The organism is Streptomyces zagrosensis (assembly GCF_014203645.1).
Taxonomy (GTDB): domain Bacteria; phylum Actinomycetota; class Actinomycetes; order Streptomycetales; family Streptomycetaceae; genus Streptomyces; species Streptomyces zagrosensis.
The window spans coordinates 346,494-369,637 of the sequence record NZ_JACHJL010000003.1; the positions used below are offsets into that span (position 1 = coordinate 346,494).

Consider the following 23,144-nt stretch of genomic DNA (forward strand, 5'->3'; position numbering starts at 1 on the left):
GTTGTGGTGAAAACGAGCAGTGTATTCAAGGTGAATTACGGGGGTGTGTGTGAGAGGCCCGGTCCGGAACGTACGATCGATTACTGTGCAAGGTTCGGAGAAGACTTCCCGTCGCAGCCGCCGCTCGACCACCATGGGCGCTATGCCGCTCACTGACATGCCGTGGTGGCGCTGGCGCAGCAACGTGCGCTCAGCGCTGCACATGCTCTCCGACCCCGCGTTCCAGCGGGACTGCTGGCTCGCGGGCCAGGATGGATACGGAGATGTGACCGATGCCGTCTACCGGCTGGTCGAGGACACCTGGCTGGATAACTGGTCCGCCGAGAAGTACGTCGGAACGATCTTCCGCGACTCGCAGGAGGCGGCGATGGTCGATGTCGCCGTGCTGCGGGTGCTGCGGATCATGCACCAGGTCGGGGCGGACGCGCCCGTCTCGGCGTACATGGAGCACCACGGTTGGCCGGAGGCGGTACGAGCCGCGCGGGAGGCACACGTCCGGCTCGCCACCAACGACGGTGACGAGCCGGACGCACCACCGCGCTCGCTCCAGGCGCTGACGCTGCTGACGCAGGCCGTCTGAGTGGCTGGCTGCTGACCGAGCGGCTCAAAACCCTCCTGCTCCTGCCCGCCGTCCCGAGGCGAAGGCTAAAGCTGTCATTCGGTGCTGGTGCTGGTGCTGGTGCTGGTGCTGGTGGCGGTGGCAGTGCTGGTGCTGATAGCGGTGGCGGGTGCGTCGTCCCAGGCCAGTGAGGACATCCTCCACCCGGCCGGAGTGCGGACGAACTGGGTGGTCTTGTGGCCCGAGCCCTCGAACCACTCGCCGTGGTGGAAGCCGGACTTGCGGTATTCGCTGAACCGGTGCGCGATCGAGCCGAAGATCTCGGTCCGCTCGGCGACCTCCCACTCCCTGAACTCCGTCAGCGTCCCATCGGTGAGCATCCGCTGCCGGGGCTCGATGAAAGCGTCGAGGTCGTAGATCACGGGCTCGTCCCCGACGTTCGCGATGATCCTCCCCTGCGGAATGAACACGTCGCGGATGACCCCGAGGTCCGGCCGGCTGTTGCCGGTGTTGGTGAAGGCGCCGACGAACACGCCCATCAGCCGATCGAGCTCGGCCTGGACGCCGGCCCCGGACACCTCCCCGAGAGGCGGCCATTCTTCGGAAAGGACCGACCAGATCTCGCTGTCATGCCGCGCGCCTCGGTACGAAGAATGCTGTCGCAGCACGCCGTCGCGGGTCATGCCCAGTCGGCGCGCGACGGCGATGCTGCGGGTGTTGCCCGCCGCGACCCACCATTCGGCGCGGCTCATCCCGCGTATCCGAAAGGCCCAGTCGATCAACACTCGGCAGGCCTGGGTCACCAGGCCCCGCCCCTCCCCGGCCTGCTCCAGCCAGCAACCGATCTCGCACACCCCGGAGACGCTGTCGAAGCGGGTGAACATGGCGCCGCCGACCAGCGTGCCGTCCAGCCAGATCCCGTACACCCGGCCGGTGTCCTGGGCCAGCCGGTCGGCGTAGCGCTGGAGGGTGGCCGTGGCCGAGTCGAGGTCGGTGCTGTACGTCGCCCAGGGTATCCACGGGTCCACAACGACCCGGGCGCGGTCGATATGGGCGAGGAACTCCTTGGCCTGCCAGGGCTCCAGAGGGCGGAGTTGGGCATGGTCGCCGAGCGACAGGGTGAACATGGGGACCTCGTTCTGTGGGCTTGTGTGGGGCTATGGGGCTGTGTGGGGTTCTCTGGGTTCTCTGCGCTGGGTGCGCTGTGCGTAACAAGTGTTCGGTACGTAAGCTGGCAGTATGCCGCCCGCACCCGGAGACCGTGAAGCCCGCCGCGAGGACGTATCCGAGGCGGTGTGGCAGGTACTCGCCGACAAGGGGTTCGGCGGACTGACGCTGCGTGCCGTCGCCGCTGCGATGGGGGTCTCGACCGGGATGCTCATGCACTACTTCCCGACCAAACGGGCCCTGCTCACGCACGCCTTGGACCTGCTGGAAAAGCGCACCGCGGAGCGACCCCGGCGCGTGCGTCCCGCCGCGGGTCTCGCCACCGTGCGCGCCATGCTCCTGGACATCCTGCCGCTGACCCCGGGCGACACCGCCCGCAATCGCGTCTGGGTCAGCTCCTGGGACCTTTCCCTCGCCGATGACGGACTGGCCACGGAGCAGGCCGACCGCTATACCCGGCTGCGCGCGACGATCCGCCCGCACCTCGAAGCCGCACGCGACCTTGGCGAGCTCCCCGCAGCCGCCGACCCGGACCAACTTGCCGCCACCGCCGTCGCCTTCACCCACGGACTCGTCGTCCAGGCCCTCTTCGACCCCGACCGTTTCTCCCACGACGTACAGATCGCCATGCTCGACGACTTCCTCGTCTCGACCGCGCTGCACCGGCCCGACGGTGGCAGCCGACCGGGCCCTGACAGCGGTGTACGGCCTTAAGGCGGCCGGGCCGGCCGGCTGGCTGGCTACTCGTGCCGGCTGTGCCAGTCAGCCAGGCACACCGGCTGTGCCAGCTGTGCCGGCTGTACGGGCTACGCAGGCCATGCAGACGGGGTGCAGACGGGGGCCCGGGGCCCGGGGGCTCACGTAGGCGGTCTGAGTGGCCGGTGGGGTGTGCGACGCTCTTGGGCTATGAACGACTCGCACCCCGCACCGCCGCCCGCCCCCCAGCAGTTCGTGCTCACGCTGTCGTGTCCCGACAAACAGGGCATCGTGCACGCCGTGTCCAGCTTCCTCTTCATGACCGGCTGCAACATCGAGGACAGCCAGCAGTTCGGCGACGGTGACACGGGCCTCTTCTTCATGCGGGTCCACTTCACCGGCGGACACCGGGACCGCCCAAGCGGCCCGAGCCCGCGCCCCGAGACGCCGGTCACCCTGGAGAAGCTACGGGCGAGCTTCGCCGCGGTGGGGGACTCCTTCGCCATGGACTGGCAGCTCCACCGGGCCGACGAGAAGATGCGCGTGGTGCTGATGGTGAGCCGGTTCGGGCACTGCCTGAACGATCTGCTGTTCCGCTGCCGCATCGGCGCGCTGCCGGTGGAGATCGCGGCCGTGGTCTCCAATCACCCGGATTTCGCCGAGCTGGTCGAGTCGTACGGGGTTGCCTTCCACCACATTCCGGTGACCAAGGACACCAAGTCCGCGGCGGAGGCCCAGCTCCTGGAGCTGGTGCGCGCGGAGGGTGTCGAACTCGTGGTGCTCGCCCGATATATGCAGGTGCTCTCCGACGATCTGTGCAAGCAGCTCTCCGGACGAATCATCAACATCCACCACTCGTTCCTGCCGAGCTTCAAGGGCGCCAAGCCGTACCACCAGGCGCACGCGCGGGGCGTGAAGCTGATCGGTGCGACGGCGCACTATGTGACGGCCGACCTCGATGAGGGACCGATCATCGAGCAGGAGGTCGAGCGGGTCGGCCATGAGGTCACACCGGACCAGCTCGTGGCCGTGGGCCGCGATGTGGAGTGCCAGGCGCTGGCCCGTGCGGTGAAGTGGCACAGCGAGCGCCGCGTGCTGCTCAACGGGCGCCGGACCGTGGTCTTCGGGTAGCCCTCACAGCCGGGAGAGCGAAGCCGTCGCGTAGAGAACATCGCGGATCGCCTCACGGTCGCCGAGTTGCCCGACCGCCGCGTCGAGCGGTGGCACATGGCCGGCGACCAACTGGTAGAAAGCCTCCCGATCCAGTGCGATGTGCGCCACCTGTTCCTCGGCGGACGCGGACGCGGTGGGTGAGTCGAGCGCGATGTACCAGTGGCCGCCGCCGTGCCCCTCGATCTCCAGATGCAGCGTGCGGTTCGGCACTCCCTCCTGCCCGAAGTGGCGCGGCGGACTCGCGAGTCCGGCCTGCCGGCGTTCGGCGAGCGCACGAGGCAGCAGCCGCGCGCACAAATCGAGCATCAGGTTCAGATGGGCGGCGGCCGGCGGGTCGTATGGATAGTGCACCGCATCCGCGATGTCCCCGGCGTGTACCCAGCACTCCAAGGCACGGTCCAGGAACGAGTCACGCAACGGCAGCGCGAACTCGCCGTAAGGAACCGAGAGTTGAGAGATGCCGCGGTCGGCGAACGACACCGTCCGTATCAGTGCGTGTCCCTGCTCGCGCCAGGGCACGCGGATCGCATCCGCCGGCGGCCCGGCCCGCGCCGGCTCCCCGGGCCTGGACAGAGCCGGCCGTGTCGTGGGGCGCGGCGGCCGGGTGCCGTGTGGCTGGTCACCGTGCCGGGCGAGGCGGGCAAGGTGCGCGGACTCATCGCGCCAGTACGCCTCGGTGCGGGACATGGAGTCCTTGAGTGCGCCGGCGCCAAGTGGGTCGGGCAGTCCGATGGCGGTGGCGACCATGCCATCCACGGCCAGCAGATGGCCGATGACCCCGGCGACCGTGGTGACGCGCACGCGGGCCCGCTCGCCGTCGAACCAGCGCAACTGCACCGGCGCGCGCCACTCCGCCTCGCCCATGTCGCGCAGCAGCGCGTCCAGCCGGGCGGCTTCCGCATCGTAAGGCGCGGCCCATTCGGGTACCGGGATGCGCGCGGGGCGGCGCCCGAGGCAACCCGCGAGCACGCGGGACCTGAGCATGGGGTTGAGGTCGAGGTTCTCCTCGGCATGCAGCAGGCCGACCGCCCTGCGCAACCGCACCGCTTCCTCGGCACACGTGGGGCACCTGCTGAGGTGGTACTCGACCGTGGCGGTCTCATCATGCGAGCAGGCGGCCAGCGCCCACGCGCCGAGTAGCGACTTGAGCACCCCGTGGGAGGGGGCGCTGTTCATCGGGGCCGGCGATCCGGACCGCGCGTCGGAGCCCGCCCGCTCCGGACCCGTCTGCGCACTCACTGCGTCGCCCTCCGCGCTTGCTGGCGCAGGTGCCCCGGCTCCGGTTTTCGTAGGGGGTTCGGCATCTGCCTCGATCTCCGCATGGGGTATCTCGGTATCCGCTCTCGCCGTCCCGTCCGACGTGCCCGTTTCGCCCGGTGTGAGGGGCGCGCCAGGCGGACCCGGTGCCTCGCGCCGCCTGGTGGACGCCCGGCCCGGCCACTGGCCGCCGTCCTCGGCGGGAGCGCGCGGCGACGGTATGCGGGGACGCCTGGCGGGACCGGGCTCATTGTTGTCGTCGGGGCCAAGGCGGCCCGGCTCCCCCGGCCCGCTCATCGCGTCCGTCCGTAACTGGGCGGTGGGACGGCGCGGGCGGGAACGTCGTGCGCTGTGGAGAGCAGTTGCAGCCCGAGCCGAAGCCGTCGCCTTGCTTCGTCCTCGGTGACGCCCAGCGCGATGGCGGCCTGCCGGTAGTCGCGTCGCTCGCGGTAGGCGAGTTCGAGCGCGTCGCGCAGCGGGGCCGGCATGGCGGTCACGATGTAGTCCGCACGGGCGGCGGCGGAGGCGCTGAAAATCGTTCGTTCGTCGTCCTCTGACATACCGCCCCCGTGGGGTCCATCGCTGGTCACGGCCTTGGACTGGCGCAGCCGGTGGACGGCCTGCCGGTGGGTGAGCCCGGCGATCCACGAACGCAGCGGGCCTTGTCTGGGGTCGAAGGCGTCCGGGTTCTCCCAGATATACGCGAAGACATCGCGGGTGATCCGGTCGGCCGCCTCCTCCTCGCCAAGGACGCGGTACGCGAGGTGGTGCACGAGTGACGCGAAGCGGTCGTACAGCTCACCGAGCGCAGCCTCTTCCCCGTGGGCCAGCCGCTGTTGCATCTTGCGGTCCCAGCGAGGCGGTGCTTCGTGCGTCATACAGGCCCCCCAACATCCCCGATTCTTGTTCCGGTCGTGTGCCCACCGTCCCCCTGAATGTAGTCCGGGGTGCTGACACTGGACCCGTATTTGAGGCAAGGTCCACTCTGTGAGTGGTTGCGGGTGGTATAAGGCCGATTACTTTGGGCCAGAAACCGCTGATCGATACCGGTCGTTCGCGTCCGAATGTGTCGATGTGTTATCTGCGTGTGACCGGATTTATGGGGCTCATGTGCTGTAGCGGGGCATAGGGTCGAGAGTGCCGACAGGTTCGACTGGTGTCCTGGGGTTTCGTGGGGTGGCGCACGGGCAGCCGTTTGAATGCTGGGCATTTTCGGCAAGCGCGTTCCGGCAAGCGCATTCCGGTGGGCGGACGAGCGAAGGGCTTCGGGCGCGTGACATTGAAGGTGTTGGAGGTTGAGCAAGGGGGGTGGGCCGTGCTGCGGGTTTCCGGTGAGATGGACCTGGTGACCTCGCCCGCTGTCCGGCAGCACGTACACGATGCCGTTGCCGAGGGCCGCCGAAGTCTGGTGCTCGACCTCGGTGAGGTGCAGTTCTGCGACTCCAGCGGGGTTGGCGTGCTGATCGCCGCCCGCCGCCTGATGCGTTCTTGCTCCGGTCGGCTGCGCCTCATACTCCCCGCCCAGGGCGCCGTGGACGGCTCCCACGTCAACCGGGTACTGGCCGCCCTTGGCGTACGACGCCTCTTCGAGGTCTACCCCGACCTCTCGACGGCGATCGACGAGGCCGCCGAACCCCTGTCCGCGTAACTGCCCGCACTGCCCGCACTGCCCTCACTGCCCTCGCCGCTGCCAGCCGCCCGGCAGCACGGCCTCACGACGTCTTGCGCGACGGCCCCGCGCTCCGGGCCGACAACCTGCTCAGTCGCACCGTTCCGCGGCGAATGGAAAGTGCGCGCTCACCACGAACCCACCGTCATCGGTGTGCCGCGCGCTGAACGTCCCGCCCAGGAGCTGGGCCCGCTCCCGCAGCCCGACCAGGCCATGGCCGCCGCCGGGCAACTGGGGCGCCATGGCCGCCGCGTCCGGTGGTCCGTTGCGCACCTCGACCCGCAGCCCCGGCCGGCCGCCCTCGCCGCAGGCCCTGGCCTCGGCCACGCTCGCGCCTATGGCCTCGGCCTCACCGTTCACCTCGGCGTTGACCTCACCGTTGGCATCAGCGGTGCTGAGGCGCGTCCCGCGCGGGGCGTCGGGCGCGGCATCTTCGGCAGCTGTGGGCATCTCGCTGTCGGGTGCGGGCGTCTCGCTGATGCGGACCCGCACCCGGGCGCCCGGCGCGTGCTTGCGTACATTCGTCAGCGCCTCCTGCACCGTGCGGAAGGCCGCGCGCTCCACCGCCTCCGGGGGTTGCGTCGCCGGGCGCGGGGGCCCGGTTGCCGGGTCGGCGGGTTCGGAAGGTTCGGCGGGTTCAGCCGCGTCGTAGTCCACGTTCAGGGCGCTCACCTCGATCAACCGGGGGAGGTCGGCCAGCCGGGGCTGGGGCGTCAGCCCATCGGGCTCGCCGCCGGCGGCGCGTAGCACGCCGACCATGTGGCGCAGCTCGTCGAGGGTGCGTACGGCCAGTTCGCGCACCGCGCGGGCGCCCTCGCGAGCCGCGGCGTCGTGGGTGCTGATCTGCACGGCACCCGCTTGCAGGCTGATCAGACTGACCTGGTGGGCGACGACATCGTGCATCTCGCGGGCGAGCCGGGCACGCTCGGTGCCCACCACTCGCTCGGCCAACAGCTGATCGGCATGCCGGCGGCTGCGGGTGAGGTCACCGATGCGCGACGCCAACTCGCCACGGGTGGCGACCAGCAGACCGAGGGCCGTGGGGCCGATGGAAGTCAGCAGCGCGTCGATGAGGGCGAGGGCGTTCTCCCGGTACGCGGTGGGGTCCAGCTCGGAGACTGGGTACGGCACGAAGTGCGCGGCAGCCAGCAGCAGCACCGACACCGACAGCACCGCGCGGCCCGGGCGCGCCGCCGCCACCGTGTAGATGGCGATCATCGGCGCGAACCACACATAGCCGATGAAGATCCCCGGCAGCGTCAGCAGGAAGACGAGCAGCGGGAAGCGGTGCCGCAACGGCAGTACCAGCGCGGCGACGAGGGAGAGGTTCAGTTCTAGGCCCCGGTCGTCCCAGTTGACCAGCAGCGCATCAGCCAGCCCCAGGATCACCGGCACGAACAGCGTCACCCAGCGCGGCGGCCGAAAGGCCCGGGCGGCGCAATGGTGTGCCTTTTTGTCCTCGCCCTGCGCGCGCCCCTCGTCGTCGTCCGCTGCGAAGGCACCACCCGGGCAGTCCTGGCAGCCCGGGCAGGCCGCGTGGCCCGGGTGGCCCGCGTGGCCCGGGTAGGTCGGACGAACCGGGTGGCTCGGGTGTTCGGTCAAGGCGTGCCGTCCGGTGATGTCGCGGTGTGGTGCGGCGGTCTGCGGTGGGGGCGCAGGGGCTCGGGGCGTACGGCGTTGGGGAGTGCAGCGTCGGCGCGTACGGCAGCGGCGCGTACGGCATCGGCCGCGTACTCCCGGCCGTCGGAGTTCGCGCGCCCGGCCAGCAGGCCCGCCCGATCCGCGAGGATCGCGGCCTGCACCCGATTGAGCCCGCCGAGCTTGGCGAGTACGGCCCGCACGTGATCCTTGACGGTGCTGAGCGCCAGCCCCAGCCGGTCGGCGATCTGCGGGTTGGCCAGACCCTGCCCGAGGAGGACGAGTACCTCGCGCTCGCGCGGGGTCAGGCCCGCCACGGCGGCCGACGCGGTGGTCTCGGCCTCGGCGGCGAGGTAGCCGTCGATCACAGCGCCGGCCACGCCCGGGTCGAGCAGCCGGCCGCCGTTGGCGAGGGTGTGCACGGCGCGTACCAACTGCTCGGGGTCGGTGTCCTTGAGCAGAAACCCGGCCGCGCCATCCCGCAGCGCCGCTGACAGATACTCCTGAGCGTCGAACGTGGTCAGCATGGCGACGGTCGGGGGACAGGGGAGGGCGCGCAGCCGGCGCAGCACCGTCAACCCGTCCACGTCAGGCATCCGAATATCGAGCAGCACCACGTCCGGGGCCGCCGCGCACAGCGTCTCCACGGCTGCGGCGCCGGAGCAGTCGGCGACGACATCGATATCAGGAGCGGAACCAAGGATGAGCCGGAGTCCCGAACGGACGAGTTGCTCATCGTCCACCACCGCTACTCGGATCACCGTCCGGTCCCTCGTCTCTGCTGTGTCGGGTGCTGCCAGGTGTTGCTGTGCGTTGCTGTCTTTTTTGCCGGGTGCTGCTGTGTTGCCTGGTGTTGCCGGGTGTTGCCGTGTGCGCTTGTGTCGTGAGTGTGCGGGCGCGGTGCCTGGGGTGGATGCTTGTGTCGGGAGTCGGCGGGGTTGTCTGTGCGGGAATGTGCCTGTGTGGGAATGTGCCTGTGTGGGGATGTGCGGAATAGTAAGTTCCGCACGATCGGTGGGTACACCCCCGCCGATCGGAGGGGGTAACGGGAGACCAGCGGCGGATTCCGTTGTGGGCCGTTGACCGGCACAGTTTCCACCATGCTGCACCATCCCGCAGGGGCCAGGACGAGGCCCGTCCGCCGGCTCCGTCGCCATGCCCCGGTGCGCCGGGCGTGTGCCGTAGCGCAGCCCGGGACTCGCCCGGCGCAGATGGCGGGTCGCAGCTCCCTGGCTCAGGCCGCCGCGCCCCCCCCACACGCGGCGGCCTGATTGCGGCCCGCGCGCCCTCCTGGCGGGGCGCCGAGGGCGAGCGGGTGGACCCACGACGCGGGCCGGGACTTCTCCGGGCCCGCGTCGCGCAGGACCAGCCGCTGATCGGCCCCTAACGGGGGGAGGGGCTGATCCGGCGGCGGGGCACGCCGCGGGGCTCGGAAGCCGAAGCCGCGAGGTATGCGCTGACCACGCACCTCAAACCGGCGGCTTGGCGGGGGCGGGCCCCAGCGTCGTGGTGCCGGGCGCGGCCCGGTGGCCGAGTCCGATGCGGTAGGCGTCGAGCGCCGCCTCCACCCGGCCCGCACGGCGAAGCAGATCGCCAAGTAGCCGACAGAGATCGGCGAGATCTCCGGCCGCGCCAGTGCGCTCCAATAGGTACAGAGCGGCGCAGTAGTGCGCCTCCGCGGCCTCCTGATCGCCGCGCTCCTCAGCGATCAGCCCGAGCAGTCGGTGCGCCCCGCCCGCATGCACGGCACCCCGCTCGGCGTTCAGCTGACGCCCGGGTTCGGGCGCGCGACGGCCATCAGGTTCGGGCCCGCCGCGGCCCCCGAGGTTGGGTTCGCCACGGCCGCCACTATCGGGTTCCGGCTGGGCGGCGGTGAGCAGGGGGCGTAGCAACTCTTCCGCCTCCGCTGTTTTGCCGCGGCGGCGCAGCACGTCCGCCAACTCCACCTCCACCTGCACGGTGAACAGCGCTGCGCGCTTGGAGGCCAGCATGTCGCGTGCGGTGCGTAGTTCGGCCTCGGCGCGGGCCAAATCGCCGTCCTGGGCGTGCACATAGCCGCGCATCCAGTGGCAGTGCGCGAGGTCGGTGTGGATGCGTAACTGCTGGTAGAGCTCTTGCGCCTTGGCGAGCGAGGCGTCCGCCTCGATGGTGCGCCCCGCCGCGATGAGCGTGCGGGCTACGCCCCGATGCATGCCGGCGACCAGTGCCGGATCACCGACGCGCGGAGCCAGCGCCAGCGCGAGCTCGGCGGCCTGGGCGGCTCGTGCATGTGCGCCCATGTCCATATACGGGGCGATGGAGGCGGTGTATAGGAGGAGCAGCGCATCGGGATCGTGCAGCCCGGAAGCGTTGAGCTCATCGAGCGTACTCTCCAACAGGTAGCAGGAGTAGCGGAGTTCGCCGGCCAGCAGATGGGCGGTGGCCCGGCCGCGGATGGCCGGAACGCGGCGTGGGAGCGGCTCATCGGACAGCAACTGTTCGGCCGCCTCAAAGCGTTGGCGTGCCTCGAAGAGTTCACCGCTCTCCAGGGCGCAGTCACCGAGCCCGAGCAGGGCGGTGGCCTGTTCGGCGGGGAGGTCGAACTGCCTGGCCTGGTCGAGCAGCGTGGCGAAGGCGTCGGCGGCGTCGGACGCCGTGCCGGTCGCGAGGGTCCGCCTGGCGTCGGTCAACGCCATCCGCAGCTCCGTGGCGGCCCGAGGGGAGCGGCCGGTTGCCAACTCTTCGGGGCTGGTGCCGAGTCGCTCGGCGAGGTGCCGTAGGGCGGCGTCCGAAGGCCGTACCTTGCCCGCCTCCAGCGTGGAGACGTAGGCGGCGCTGTACGCGGGCTCGGCGAGTTGCCGTTGGGTGAGGCCACGTTCCGTACGCAGCCGCAACACCCGGCGCCCGATAGCGCTGGGCCCGACAGCGGCGGGCCCGATCGCACCGGGCGCGCTCACACCAGGCTCGGTTGGCCCGGCAACGGCGTCCGCGATCTGAGCAGTGGCCGCGCCTGTCGAAGCGCGGGCGCGGCTGCGGGTGGGGTCCGCGCCATGGGGGCGTGCCGCGTCTCCTGCGGTCTTGGCGCTCTTGTCGGCCACCGTGTTCTCGTCTCCCGCGGGTAGGTTTATTGCGGAGCTAAATACATTTATCTAGTGGATTTACGTGAGGATGGGAAGATGCTGAACGCCGTCGATCCTGGTGCTACCGTTCGCCAGCCGGGGCTCGTCCTCACTGATCACTTCTTCGATGTACCGCTGGATCACGCGCTCCCCGATGGCGAGCACATCCAGCTCTACGCCCGCGAGGTCGTCGCCGCCGACCAGTACGCGCACCGGGCCACGCTGCCCTGGTTGCTGTACCTCCAAGGCGGCCCCGGCTGCGCCGCCGACCGGCCGGTTGGCCGAAGCGGCTGGCTCGATCGGGCCTTGGACGAGTACCGGGTGCTCCTCCTCGATCAGCGCGGCACCGGACGCTCGACGCCCGCCACCCGGCAGACCCTGCCACTGCGCGGGACCGCAGCCGAACAGGCCGCGTACCTGAGCCACTTTCGCGCCGATGCCATCGTGCGGGACTGCGAGGCGATCCGCCCCCGCCTGACCGGCGGCGAGCCATGGACGGTGCTCGGTCAGAGCTTTGGCGGCTTCTGCGCACTCACCTACCTCTCGTACGCGCCCGATGGGCTCGCCACGGCCCTGATCGCCGGCGGGCTGGCCAGCCTGGACGCGGACGCCGACACGGTCTATCGCGCCGCATACCCGCGCATGGAGCACAAAACGCTCGCGCACTACGCCCGTTACCCCGGCGACGCCGAGGCCGCCGCGCGCATCGTCGATCACCTCGCCACCTGCGATGAGGTGCTGCCCGATGGCACCGTGCTGACCCCCGAGGTATTCCAGCAACTCGGCATCCTGCTCGGCAGCGGCGACGGTTCGCATCGACTGCACTACCTGCTGGAAAACGCCTTCGTACCGACCGTCGCCGGGCCGCGGCTGAGCGATGAGTTCGGTGACCATGCCGCCGCCCTGCTCAGCCGCACCGCCAACCCGCTGTACGCGCTGCTGCACGAATCCATCTACGCGCAGGACGGCCGCCCCACCAACTGGTCGGCGCACCGGGTGCGTGCGGAGTTCCCGCGCTTCGACGCGGCCAAGGCGGTCGCCGACAACAACCCGGTGCTGTTCACCGGCGAGACCGTGCACCCGTGGATGGTGGACGCGCTGCCCGCGCTGCGCCCGCTGCGGGAGACGGCGGACCTGCTGGCCGCGCGCACCGGCTGGGGCCCGCTCTACGACCCGGAGCAGTTGGCCCGTAACACCGTGCCGGTGGCGGCCGTGATCTACCACGACGACCTGTTCGTAGAAACGGAACACGCGCTGCGCACGGCCCGCACCGTCCAGGGCCTGCGCCCCTGGGTCACCAACGAGTACGAACACGACGGAGTGCGCGCCCGCGGCCGGGTGGTCCTGGACACGCTGCTGCGCATGGCGCGCGACGCGTAGCCCGCCCGGACGCGGCCGGGCGGGCGGATTGGAGCGGGACCCGGGCGGGACTTGGGCGGGACCCGGGCGGGATTCAGGTGGGACCCGGGCGGGACCCGGGTGGGCCCGGGCCGCCGGAGCCGCGGCGGGATGGACTGCGGCGCGGGGCCGCGGTGCCGGCGCACCGGGCCAAGGGTGATGCCGCCGCGGCTCACCGGTTGACCTACCTCTCCTCGCCAGCTAGCTCTCAACTCCGCACGCTAGCAGCGCTGTTGTCAGCCTGCGGGTGCGTCGTCCCCCATCGGCGCAACCCGCACTCCGCAACCCACAGCCGGGCTGGGCGGCGAGTGGCTGAGTGGAGTCGGTGCCCGAGCCGGGGCCGGCCGCGCAGGGGGGCCGTGCGTGGGGGCGGTCGCGGTGCCGGCTTCGCGCTCGGGTCGCCGCGCGGCTCGCATGTCGCCGCACATGGGTTCGTACGAACTCCTGCCCGACCCATTGTCTGGTGTCCCCCGCGCCTCTACGTTGAGCGGCGACTTAATTCGGCTTAACTAGCCGTTTACGTGACCGGCTTCGGGAGAGCTGCCATGCCCAGACGTGTTCGAGCCCGTTTCCGTACCACCGCCATAACCGTTGGTGTTGCCGCCGTCGCCGTGCTGACCGGCACCGCTACCGCGGCCACCGGCGCCTCGGATCAGCGCCGCTCCGCGGCGGAGCGGCGCCCCGCGGTGGCCGCCGAACGCACCCATGAGGTGGAATATTTCACCGGGCCGAACGGCCACGGGCGACACACCACGGTGCCGGCGGCGACGCCCGAGCGCATCGCCCGTGCGCAGCATCCGCTCTCGCCGGCCGAACGGGCCGGGGACGGCGATGTCACCCCGATCGTGGAAAGCGGCTCAACCGCCGACAAGGTGGATGTGGTAGTGATCGGCGACGGCTACACCGCCGCCCAGCAAGGGGACTTCCACGCCGACGCCCGCTCGAAGTGGCAGCAGATCTCCGCGGTCCAGCCGTACGCCTCCTATCGCGAGCTGTTCAACGTATGGGCGGTGGACGCGGTCTCCAACGATTCCGGCGTCTCCGGCGATCCGACCCAGTCCGTAGTCAAGGACACCGCGTTGAGCTCGCGCTTTTGGTGCGACGGGCTGGAGCGGCTGCTGTGCGTGGACACTGACAAGGTGGAGTCGTACGCGACAAAGGCGCCCGCTGCCGACCTGGTCATCGTGCTCAGCAACGCCGCGAAGTACGGTGGCGCCGGCTACAACGACGTCACCTCGCGGCCCGGCTACGACGGCATCGCCACCGCGTCGTCCGACCACCCCGACTCCGACCAGGTCGCCGTGCATGAGACCGGGCACTCGCTGGGCAAGCTCGCGGACGAGTACGTGTACGAGGAGTACGGCACCTACACCGGGCCAGAGCCGGCCGACTCCAACATCAGCACGCTGAGCACATCGGCCATGGCGGCGCAGCGCACCAAGTGGTACCGCTGGCTCGGCCAGCAGTCACCGGACGGCGGCTCGGTCGGCGCGTACGAGGGTGGCGGCTACTACCCGCGCGGTCTGAACCGTCCCACCCGGAACTCGATCATGCGCACGCTCGGCCGCGAGTTCAACCTCCCCGGGCGGGAGGCGATGATCGCGGGCTTCTACCGGCACGCGAGCGTGCTCGCCAGCGACACGCCCGCTGACAAGACGCTGACCAGGCGTGAGCGGGTGAGCGTCGAGGTGCCGGCGTCGGCCACGGTGCGCTGGTACGTGGACGGCCGCGAGGTCCGCTCGGCGCGCGGCAAGCTGTCGGTTACGCCCAGGTCGCTCGGCGTTCCGGTGTTCGGCCACGGCCACCACATCACGGCCCGCGCCACCGATGGCACGGACGCGGTACGCGACCCCGAGCTTCGCAACTTGCTGACCGATAGCCGTAGTTGGCGCGTGCGCGGCTGACCTCCGCGAGACGGTAGGGGCGGGTTGCCGGGGTGCCGACGCACATTGCCGGGCGGCGCCGGGGTGTTAACGCAGGCTGCCGGACGCTGCCGCACGCTGCCGGATGTCGTGCGCGTGGTCCGTCCGTGCGGTTCGTCCGTGCGGTTCGTGTGGTCTACGCGTCCCATGCGGCCGGCGTGGTGCCGCGTAACTGGCATGGCCCGGTATGGCGACGGTGCGGCATGGCGCGGTACGGGGCGGCGGCGCGGGGCGAGGCAGGCGGCGCGGCCGACGCAGCGCGGCATGGTGCGGTGACAGCGGCGCGGCGGCTGGCGCGGCCGGCGCGGCACCACACCGGCTGTCTCTCCCCGCCCTGACCTGGGCTTCGTTCCGTCACAAGGCATATAGCCATCAATGCGTGTAAATTGGGGCATCGTGAGCAGTCACCGGTAATGGTGACGACGTCTACTTGAGGAGGCAATCACATGCTTGCTCAGAACACTGCACCTCTCCTAGCAACCCCGACGGATGAGGCAGCCGTCGGCTACCTGATGGTTGAGCAGGAGGCGCCGCTGAGCGACGCGCCGCTCTACACGCCACAGGCATCGGGCAAGCTGCTGCTGCTGCTGTTGGCGTCGCCGAAGGAGCCGAAGGACAAGTGAGCCCCGATCGGCCGCAGACGGCCTATGCCGAATCGGCGGCCGACCTGGCTCGTCGTGTCCTCGGCGCCCTGCGGGGCGCCGGGGGCACGGCCCTGGTCGCCGAGCATGTCGAAAGCGCGGCCGACCCCAAGACCGCGCTGGCCGCCATCCGGGTCGTCGGGGCCGACACCTTCGCTCCGTACCTTCTGGGCGACAGCACCTTTCATCCACAGGACGCGGCGGCGCTCGCCATGTCCTTCACCGTCTTCCCGCCCCCGGTCAGCCCGCCCCAGCCGCCCCCCGATGGCCCCGTTGAGCCCTGGGTCGTCGCCTGGCGCGACTGGGCCATGGCCGCCCTTCTCGGCCACTTCGCCGCGGCCAGCGCGCCCGGACCCGCCGAGGTCGCCGAGGCAGCCGCTGCCGCCGACCCGGCGAGCCTCGCGGAGGTAGCCGCCGCAGCCGAAGCCGCCGAGGCCGCAACGGTGTACGCGCCCCAGCCACAGGGCGCCCCGCTGCTTGCCGATGATCGGCTGCGCGCGGCGTACGCGGCCGGCAGCGCTCCCGCGCGCGAGGAAGCAAACGGCGTCCCCGGGGCCTCCGAAGGCTCGTACGCCGCCGACCCGTTGCACGCCGCCGGCCACACCGCCGCCGCCGCCGAGCGACCGTACGCAACCGACGGCGCCGCCACCGCCGAGGCCGCCGGCCTGGACTGGCAGCGTTGGTCGGTGCGGATGGGGCAGCTCTCGCCGCTCGCGCTGCCGGGCCTCGAAGGGCCCGTGCACGCGGCGGCGCGCGGCGCGCCGCTCGCCCTCGCGCGTGGTGCCAGCCGCGCCATGCTGCGCCGCGACTATCCCACCGCGATTCACATCGTCCGCTGGTTGGCGCTGCTCAGCGCCGAGGGCGTACGGCTGCCGCTCGAACTACCCCCGTTGCTCGAACACCTCGAACTGCTCGGCGGCGGTGGACCCCGGCTTGCCCTTGACCTGGCCATCGCCCGCCACCTGCTCGCCCTGGAGCCCTTCGCATGACGGTGTCCGTGACCCAGACCGCGCACCAGGTCAGCACAAAGGCGCTGGCCTGGCTGCACAACCATCACGAGCGCGGTGCGCTGCCCGAGGGCACCACCACGGACCTCGGCGACCCGGACAGCGTCTACAAGCCACTGGGCGAAACGGCGCTCGCGGCCACGCTCGTGCTGCGCGAGGCCGCGGCCGGAACCACCGAGCTCCGGGTCGCCCGTGACCTACTCGACTACTGCTGGCGGCAGTTCGGCGAGGGCGACATGCTCTACGAGCGGCTGCTGCGCTACCCGATGATGAGCGACCCGATGGAGACCTACGCCCACTTCACGGTGGGCGGCTACCGGCACGAGCCGCTGGAGCGGCTGCTCGCGCACACCACCGGGCTACGCACCGTACGCGGCCTTGAGCAGCAGCCCAACCGTAAGCTCGCGGTCGCCAACGCCGCCCGGCTCATCGGCCTCGACCACGGGCGGCGCGCGTACGACTGGGACACGCTCACCCGCGCCACCTGGCTCGGCGGCACCCCCGAGCCCTGGCTCATCGACTGGATGACCGGCTACTCCCTCACCCACGCGGTCTTCCACCTGACCGACTGGGGCGCCCGCCCCGGCGACCTCTCCGCCGAGCTGACCTCGTACGTCGCCACCTGGCTACCGGTGTGGATCGACATTTGGGCCGAGGTCGAACAGTGGGACCTGGTGGCCGAGTTGATGATCGTCGGTTGCTGTCTAGAGCGCCCGTACTGCGACGCGGCGGACTGGGAACTGCTGGCCCGAGTCCAGCACGACGACGGCCTGCTGCCGCGCGACGGCGACCCGGTCTCCGCCGACCCCGACGAACGCTTCCTCCACCACCAGCACACGGCCGTTGTCGCCGCCGTAGCGGGCACTCTCGCGGTCTCCCGCACGTTGGGCGGCGGCTCAGCGCAGGTGGCCGACCAGTGACCCGCGGACGCGACCGGCGCCCGCGAACCCAGGGCGCAGGCCCTGCGGGGACCGCGGGAGTTGAGGGGGCCGGGGGAACTGCTGGGACCGCTGGGGCCCATGCGCAGCGGCCAGCCCGGGCCGCGGGGCATGTCGAGAGAGAACGGAGCGGCGTGCGGCGAGGTGCGTGGGGCGTACGTGGCTTGCGGAGCCCGAGGCGTACGCACGGTCGCGGCGGCGCGCGGCAGGCGCCCGCGCCGGTCGGCGCCGAACCGACCTGGGCCACCGAGGCGCTGGTGCCGTTGCTGCACGCCGCGCCGGGGGCCAGCGGTGTCGCGGTCGCCGCACGCCGAGGCGAGGATCGGGTCTTCCTCGCGGACGGGCGCACCGCCCGGCACGGCGGGCGGCCGGTGGACGCCGACACCCGCTTCGAAATCGGCTCGCTGACCAAGCCGTTCACCGCGCTGCTGCTCGCTGAGCTGGTGGCGCGGGGCGAGGTGCGCTACGAGGACCCGATCAGCCGCTTCCTGCCGCGCGTCGCCGCCCCGCACGTACCCGGTGGCCCCATCACGCTGCTCCATCTGGCCACCCACACCTCCGGGCTGCCCCGGCTGCCGCCGGGACTGGCCGCGCAAGCCGTGCCGCGGTTCTTCACCAACCCGTATGGCACCCTCCACACCGAGGACCTGCTGGCCGCACTCGGGCGCACCCACACGCGCATCCGCCCCGGCACCCGCTTCCACTACTCCAACTTCGGCGTGGGGCTGCTCGGCCATCTGCTGGCCCGGGCCGCGAGCCCCGGACACGGCTCCTACGGCGACTACGGCGAACTCCTGGCCAGCCGGGTGCTGCGCCCCCTTGGGCTGCGCCGTACGGGCTGCGCCCCCGACCTCCCGCAGCCCCAGGCCACCGGCTACTGGCACGGCAGGGCCCGGCCGCCCTGGCAGATGCCCGGGCTGCCGGGCGCCGCCGCCGTCCGATCGAGTACGCGCGACCTGCTCGACTTCCTCGACGTACTCGCCGACCCCAGTACGGCCCCCGACGCCGCATCGACCCGGCTCATCACCGCCCTCACCGATGTGACCAGACCCCGGCTCGTGGTGCCGCGCAGCACCAGCAGGCTCGCCCTGATCTGGAACATCCGCCCGCGCCCAGGACACGACCTCTACCACCACTCGGGCGGCACCCGGGGCTTCACCGCCTTCGCCGGCTTCTGCCCGCAGACGGGCGTCTCGCTGGTCGCCTTGGCCAACCGGGCGCCCGCGCCGAACGGGGCGTTCATCCAGCAGGCGTACAGCGCGCTGCGCGGGTTGGCGGCGGGGGGCGCGGGGAGCAGCGCGTAGCGCCCCGCGCCGTGCCATTCGCCTGTGCGGCCCCTCGCGCCCGCGCTGAACGGGAGGTCCAACCGGCAGGCGTACGGCGTGTTTCCCCTGCCCGTCCGCGAGTTGCGCCGCGCATGCGGAAGTCGCCGCGTCACCCGACGTAGCCGGTGGCGTCGTCCCCCAGGGAGGGAAGCGGCAGGGGCGGCGCTCAGGACGACGGCGGCGTCCGTCGGACGTATGGCCTGAGTTGGGACGAGAGTGGCCAGATGCATGACGTGTGGGTATCGGCCCCGGTAGGGGAAGAAGTCGAAGGAAAGCGGCATTTCGATACTCTCCTCGACACCTGCGACCGCCCCGGCGACAGTAACTGACGTAGGCCGCAACGGCTTTGTCACCATCGTGCGCGGGGCCCCGAGCCCGCTGGTCACCCGACAGCGGCGCGAGGTAATGATTAGGCCATGACGAACCATGGGGGACGAGAAAACGAGCCCACCAGTTATGGGCTCCAGCCACCGCGGAGAGCGCAGCCCCCAGCCGCCCCCGGCCCGGCCCCCGCGCCGGTGCCGCAACAGGGCGCTGGGCAGGACGCACATCAGGGCCGCCACGCCGCAGGCGAGCGCCCAGCCGAGCAACGTGCCCCGCACCAGGCGTACGCCCAGCAGCAGGCCGCGAGCGAGCACCAGGACCAGCCGTACGGCCAGGCACCCGCCCGGGGGCCTGGCCAGGCCCAGGGACGCAGCCAGGCCCAGGCCCACAATCAGGACCAGAATCAGGCTCAGCCGTACGGCCAGGGCCACGATCGGCCGCCCACCGGACCCGCACCCGCACCCGCACCCGGACACGGACACGCTCCCGGGCAGGGACATGCCTATGACCCCACCCAGTTCGGCAACCGTCTCGGCACGGGAGCGGGTGCCGTCGTCACCACGGGAGCGGAAGCCGCCGCCGGTGCCGAGGCTGCCTGGTCTGCTGCTTCCGCTGCTTCCGCTGCCTCCGCTGCTGGCGCCGTCGCCGACCCGGACGCCGGGCGGCTGATCGGCGGGCGCTACCAGTTGACCTCCCGGCTCGGACACGGCGGCATGGGCACCGTATGGAAGGCCCACGACCAGATCGTTGGCCGGGATGTCGCCGTCAAGGAGCCGCGCATACCCGACCATCTGCCCGAGCGCGACCGGCAGACCGTCTATCAGCGGATGCAGCGCGAGGCGCGCGCCGCGGCCAGGATCGATCACCCTGCGGTCGTCACCGTGCACGACGTGGTCGTGGAGGACGGCCGTCCGTGGATCGTCATGGAGTTGGTGCGCGGCCGGTCGTTGGGCGATGTGCTCGCCGAGGGCACGCTCGACCCGCGCGAGGCGGCCCGGATCGGCGTCGAGGTGCTGGGGGCCCTGTCCGCTGCGCACGAGGTGGGCGTGCTGCACCGCGACGTCAAGCCCGACAACGTACTGCTCGGCCGCAACGACCGGGTCGTCCTGACCGACTTCGGCATCGCCCAGGTGGAGGGCGAGCAGGGGCTCACGGAGACCGGCGCGTTCGTGGGGTCGCCCGAGTTCATCGCCCCGGAGCGAGTGCTCGGGCAGCGGCCGGGGCCCGAATCCGACCTGTGGTCGCTCGGAGTTGTGCTGTACGCGGCGGTCGAGGGCATGTCCCCGTACCGGCGCTCTCACCACCCCGCCACGCTCCAGGCCGTGCTGTCGGCCGAGCCGCAGATGCCCGCGCGCGGCTCCGGCGCCCTGGGCATGCTGATCATGCAGTTGCTCCGCAAGGAGCCATCGGCACGGCCCACGGCGGCCGAGGCCAGGCAAACGCTGGAGTCGGTGGCCCGTCCGGCCCCCGCGCCCCCGACCCTGCTCGCGCCCCAACCTGGCGGCGGCGCATCCGCCACTGGCGGCGGCGCATCCTCCTCCCGGTTCCCCGCGTGGCTGCGGACCAACCGGAAGGCGCAGGTCGGCCTGGGTGGTGGGGTGTTGGCGGCGGCCGTCGCGCTGATCCTTGTGGTCGCTGACCCGTTCGGCGGCGGCAGCGCGGATGACGCGCCGGACGGCTGGAAGACGGTGAACGCACAGGAGCGGGTACGGGCCGAGCTCGCGGCCCCGAAGGACTACGCGCTCAGCGAGAACGACGACGAGATCAAGCTGCTCGACCCCGGCAAGGTCTTCTCGGTCACCCTGCGCCGGGACCCGGTCACCGACGAGGACGACAAGCCCACGGCGCTCCAGGAGGCCAACGCCCACCTCGCCAGCTACAAGGAGGACTACTACAAGTACAGCTGGGCCGATAAGTCGGTGAGCGGCACGGTGCGGGAGACGAAGTACCACGGCGAGCGTGCCGCCGAGATGACGGCCACGTACACCACCAACGACTCCACCAACCCGGTGAGCCTGCGCCGCCGCGAGTTCCACTACATGAACGACAACGACGTGCAGTGGCAGCTGGTCGTGGAGATGCCCGCCAAGGGCAAGCCGCGCGATGAGGGCGAGCGCCTTTTCAACGACATGGTGAAACACCTCACGATCAAGGACCTGTGACCCGGCGACCCGCCGCGGCGGGGCAGGCCCCGGAAAGTGGCGGCACTGGAAGACGACGGGCAGCCCCGGAAGACGCCGGGGCAGGCTCCGCACATTGGCGGGGCAGCCCTCGGACATTGACGGGGCCGGTGCACGGCAGCGACGAGGCAGGGGGCGGAAAGCGGTGGCGCAGCGGTGGACCTAGGGCGCCGCTCGCGGTCACCGCACCAGTTCCCCCGGGGCCTTTCGCTCCCGGCTAGCTCCGCGCCCGTCCACCTCGACATCTCCGTCCGTCCCCCCGATCTGCGGGTGCAACGCCCCTGACCAGCCCAGATGTCGCCAGCGTTTACTGGCGCGATGTAGGCCGCCGGGGCCGCCAGGTGAAAAGGGGTTACCGCCGGGTACCCAAACGGCCGCGGCGGGAATACGCTCACCCGCATGACGGACGTGAAGGGCACCACGCAGGCCACAGTCAGTTCCCTCTCAGGGGCCGCGGGCAATCCGGTCTTCGCCGCGCCGGCGGGCACCCGTACGGCGGCCGATGTGGTGACCCCCGAGCTCGTGGCCCGGCTCACCCGGGATGTGGTCGGCAGCGGTAGTACGCGTAATCACGCGCCCTTCACCGGCGAGCAGCTTGCCCAACTGCCCGAGTCCACGCCCGAGGACGTAACCACCGCCTTCGCCCGCGCCCGGCAGGCGCAGAAGTTGTGGGCCGCGACCCCGCTGCGGCAGCGGGCCGCGGTGCTGCTGCGCTTTCACGACCTGGTGCTCCGGCGGCAGTCCGAGGTGCTCGACCTCATCCAGCTGGAGACCGGCAAGGCCAGGCTGCACGCCCATGAGGAGCTCCAAGCAGTCAGCGTCTCCGCCCGGCACTACGGCCGCAAGGCGTCCGCTTACCTCGCCCCCAAGGGCCGTGTTGGCGTCATGCCGACGCTCACCAAGGTCACCGAGCTGCGCCAGCCGCGCGGCGTGGTCGGCCAGATCTCCCCGTGGAACTACCCCTTCGAGCTGTCCGTGGGTGACGCGTTGCCCGCCTTCGTCGCCGGCAACGCCGTGGTGATGAAGCCGGACACGGAAACCGCGCTGACCGCGCTGTGGGCCCGTGAGGTGCTGATCGAGGCCGGCCTGCCGGCGGGCGTGTGGCAGGTCGTGCTGGGGGAGGGGCCCGTGATCGGGCCCGCCGTCGTCGAGCACGCCGACTATGTCTCGTTCACCGGCTCCACCCCCACCGGCCGCCAGGTCGCGCAGGGCGCCGCCGCCCGGCTCGTGGGCTGCTCGCTTGAGCTCGGCGGCAAGAACGCCATGCTGGTCCTGCGCGACGCCGATGTGGACAAGGCCGCGGCGGGCGCCGTGCGCGGTGCGTTCTCATCCGCGGGGCAGCTGTGCATCTCCATCGAGCGGCTGTATGTGCATGAGTCGGTGGCCGACGCGTTCGTGGAGCGCTTCGCGGCCCGCACCCGGGCGATGCAACTCGGCGCCGACCTCGCCTATGGCGCCGACATGGGCTCGCTCGTCTCCGAGCGGCAATTCGACACCGTGGTACGGCATGTGGACGAGGCCGTGGCCAAGGGCGCCACCGTCGTCGCGGGCGGGCGCGCCCGGCCCGACATCGGCCCGTACTTCTACGAACCCACCATCCTCGACGGTGTGGAGTCGCCGATGGCGGTCTGCGCCGAGGAGACCTTCGGGCCCGTCGTGTCCATCTACCGCTTCACCGACGAGGACGAGGCCATCTCGCTGGCCAACGGCACTCCGTACGGCCTCAACGCGAGTGTGTGGACGAAGAACGGCGCCCGGGGCCGGGCCATCGCCAGCAAGCTGCGTGCGGGCACCGTCAACGTCAACGAGAGTTACGCCGCCGCGTACGGCAGCGCCCAGGCGCCGATGGGCGGCATGGGCGACTCGGGCCTTGGCCGCCGGCACGGCAGCGAGGGCGTGTTGAAGTACACCGAGGCGCAGACCATCGCCCAGCAGCGCCTGGTGCCGCTCGCCCCCTCCTTCGGTCTCTCGGACGAGCAGTACGCCCAGCTCATGACCCGTGGCCTGCGCGCCATGAAGGCAATGCGGCTCCGCTGAGCCGCCAGTTCCTACGGAGGTACCTCAGTGTCACGGGACGACTCTGCCCACCCTGGCTCCGTCAAAGGCTCTGCTAACGGGTCCGCCAACAGGTCCGCCAACAGGTCCGCCGGCG

The 23,144-nt window shown here is 71.3% G+C and carries 18 protein-coding genes; 12 read left to right on the forward strand and 6 right to left on the reverse strand.

What is annotated here, in order from left to right; all coding sequences use genetic code 11:
* Positions 1-79: 79 nt before the first annotated feature.
* Complete coding sequence (locus FHS42_RS08380) at positions 80-580, forward strand: SCO4402 family protein (protein WP_184570762.1); 501 nt, start codon at positions 80-82, stop codon at positions 578-580.
* Between the two features lie 74 nt (positions 581-654).
* Here the strand turns inward: FHS42_RS08380 and FHS42_RS08385 are convergent, their stop codons facing one another.
* The gene (locus FHS42_RS08385; protein WP_246494376.1) at positions 655-1,686 is read right to left on the reverse strand and encodes a GNAT family N-acetyltransferase; all 1,032 of its coding nucleotides are present in this window, start codon (positions 1,684-1,686) and stop codon (positions 655-657) included.
* 112 nt (positions 1,687-1,798) lie between these two features.
* Between FHS42_RS08385 and FHS42_RS08390 the strand changes: the two genes are divergently transcribed.
* Positions 1,799-2,440 (forward strand): TetR/AcrR family transcriptional regulator, encoded by a 642-nt coding sequence (locus FHS42_RS08390; protein ID WP_184570414.1) that lies wholly within the window; start codon positions 1,799-1,801, stop codon positions 2,438-2,440.
* Positions 2,441-2,632: 192 nt separating this feature from the next.
* Positions 2,633-3,553: a formyltetrahydrofolate deformylase gene (purU, locus tag FHS42_RS08395; protein WP_184570416.1), complete on the forward strand. Its 921-nt coding sequence runs from the start codon at positions 2,633-2,635 to the stop codon at positions 3,551-3,553.
* 3 nt (positions 3,554-3,556) lie between these two features.
* On the opposite strand, the gene FHS42_RS08400 is transcribed toward purU, so the two are convergent.
* Both FHS42_RS08400 and FHS42_RS08405 read right to left on the reverse strand, forming a co-directional pair.
* Positions 3,557-5,149 carry an immediate early protein gene (locus FHS42_RS08400; protein ID WP_184570418.1) on the reverse strand — a complete coding sequence of 531 codons (1,593 nt, stop codon included), beginning with the start codon at positions 5,147-5,149 and terminating at the stop codon, positions 3,557-3,559.
* Positions 5,146-5,730, reverse strand: a complete 585-nt coding sequence (locus FHS42_RS08405) for an RNA polymerase sigma factor (RefSeq protein ID WP_184570420.1) — start codon at positions 5,728-5,730, stop codon at positions 5,146-5,148. The genes FHS42_RS08400 and FHS42_RS08405 overlap by 4 nt, the downstream gene beginning before the upstream one ends.
* A gap of 395 nt (positions 5,731-6,125) precedes the next feature.
* On the opposite strand from FHS42_RS08405, the gene FHS42_RS08410 reads away from it, so the two are divergent.
* Positions 6,126-6,500, forward strand: a complete 375-nt coding sequence (locus FHS42_RS08410) for an STAS domain-containing protein (protein ID WP_184570422.1) — start codon at positions 6,126-6,128, stop codon at positions 6,498-6,500.
* Positions 6,501-6,611: 111 nt separating this feature from the next.
* Here the strand turns inward: FHS42_RS08410 and FHS42_RS08415 are convergent, their stop codons facing one another.
* The 3 genes from FHS42_RS08415 to FHS42_RS08425 all read right to left on the reverse strand — a co-directional run bounded on the left by FHS42_RS08415 (position 6,612) and on the right by FHS42_RS08425 (position 11,095).
* Positions 6,612-8,123: a sensor histidine kinase gene (locus tag FHS42_RS08415; protein ID WP_376772547.1), complete on the reverse strand. Its 1,512-nt coding sequence runs from the start codon at positions 8,121-8,123 to the stop codon at positions 6,612-6,614.
* Positions 8,120-8,920: a response regulator gene (locus tag FHS42_RS08420; RefSeq protein ID WP_184570424.1), complete on the reverse strand. Its 801-nt coding sequence runs from the start codon at positions 8,918-8,920 to the stop codon at positions 8,120-8,122. The genes FHS42_RS08415 and FHS42_RS08420 overlap by 4 nt, the downstream gene beginning before the upstream one ends.
* 708 nt (positions 8,921-9,628) lie before the next feature.
* Positions 9,629-11,095: a helix-turn-helix domain-containing protein gene (locus FHS42_RS08425; RefSeq protein ID WP_312866795.1), complete on the reverse strand. Its 1,467-nt coding sequence runs from the start codon at positions 11,093-11,095 to the stop codon at positions 9,629-9,631.
* A gap of 219 nt (positions 11,096-11,314) precedes the next feature.
* Here FHS42_RS08425 and FHS42_RS08430 point away from each other — a divergent pair, with 219 nt between their 5' ends.
* The 8 genes from FHS42_RS08430 to FHS42_RS08465 all read left to right on the forward strand — a co-directional run bounded on the left by FHS42_RS08430 (position 11,315) and on the right by FHS42_RS08465 (position 23,029).
* On the forward strand, positions 11,315-12,637 hold the full coding sequence (locus tag FHS42_RS08430) for an alpha/beta fold hydrolase (RefSeq protein WP_184570426.1): 1,323 nt from the start codon (positions 11,315-11,317) through the stop codon (positions 12,635-12,637).
* Positions 12,638-13,200: 563 nt separating this feature from the next.
* Positions 13,201-14,559, forward strand: a complete 1,359-nt coding sequence (locus tag FHS42_RS08435; RefSeq protein ID WP_184570435.1) for a M64 family metallopeptidase — start codon at positions 13,201-13,203, stop codon at positions 14,557-14,559.
* 464 nt (positions 14,560-15,023) lie between these two features.
* On the forward strand, positions 15,024-15,200 hold the full coding sequence (locus tag FHS42_RS08440) for a hypothetical protein (protein ID WP_184570437.1): 177 nt from the start codon (positions 15,024-15,026) through the stop codon (positions 15,198-15,200).
* On the forward strand, positions 15,197-16,207 hold the full coding sequence (locus tag FHS42_RS08445; protein WP_184570439.1) for a hypothetical protein: 1,011 nt from the start codon (positions 15,197-15,199) through the stop codon (positions 16,205-16,207). The genes FHS42_RS08440 and FHS42_RS08445 overlap by 4 nt, the downstream gene beginning before the upstream one ends.
* Positions 16,204-17,145, forward strand: a complete 942-nt coding sequence (locus FHS42_RS08450) for a DUF6895 family protein (protein WP_184570441.1) — start codon at positions 16,204-16,206, stop codon at positions 17,143-17,145. The genes FHS42_RS08445 and FHS42_RS08450 overlap by 4 nt, the downstream gene beginning before the upstream one ends.
* A 182-nt stretch (positions 17,146-17,327) precedes the next feature.
* The gene (locus FHS42_RS08455) at positions 17,328-18,467 is read left to right on the forward strand and encodes a serine hydrolase domain-containing protein (RefSeq protein WP_184570443.1); all 1,140 of its coding nucleotides are present in this window, start codon (positions 17,328-17,330) and stop codon (positions 18,465-18,467) included.
* Between the two features lie 1,010 nt (positions 18,468-19,477).
* On the forward strand, positions 19,478-20,974 hold the full coding sequence (locus FHS42_RS08460) for a serine/threonine-protein kinase (protein WP_446696873.1): 1,497 nt from the start codon (positions 19,478-19,480) through the stop codon (positions 20,972-20,974).
* 417 nt (positions 20,975-21,391) lie between these two features.
* Positions 21,392-23,029, forward strand: coding sequence for a succinic semialdehyde dehydrogenase (locus tag FHS42_RS08465; RefSeq protein ID WP_184570445.1), 1,638 nt, complete (start codon positions 21,392-21,394; stop codon positions 23,027-23,029).
* Positions 23,030-23,144: the final 115 nt, after the last annotated feature.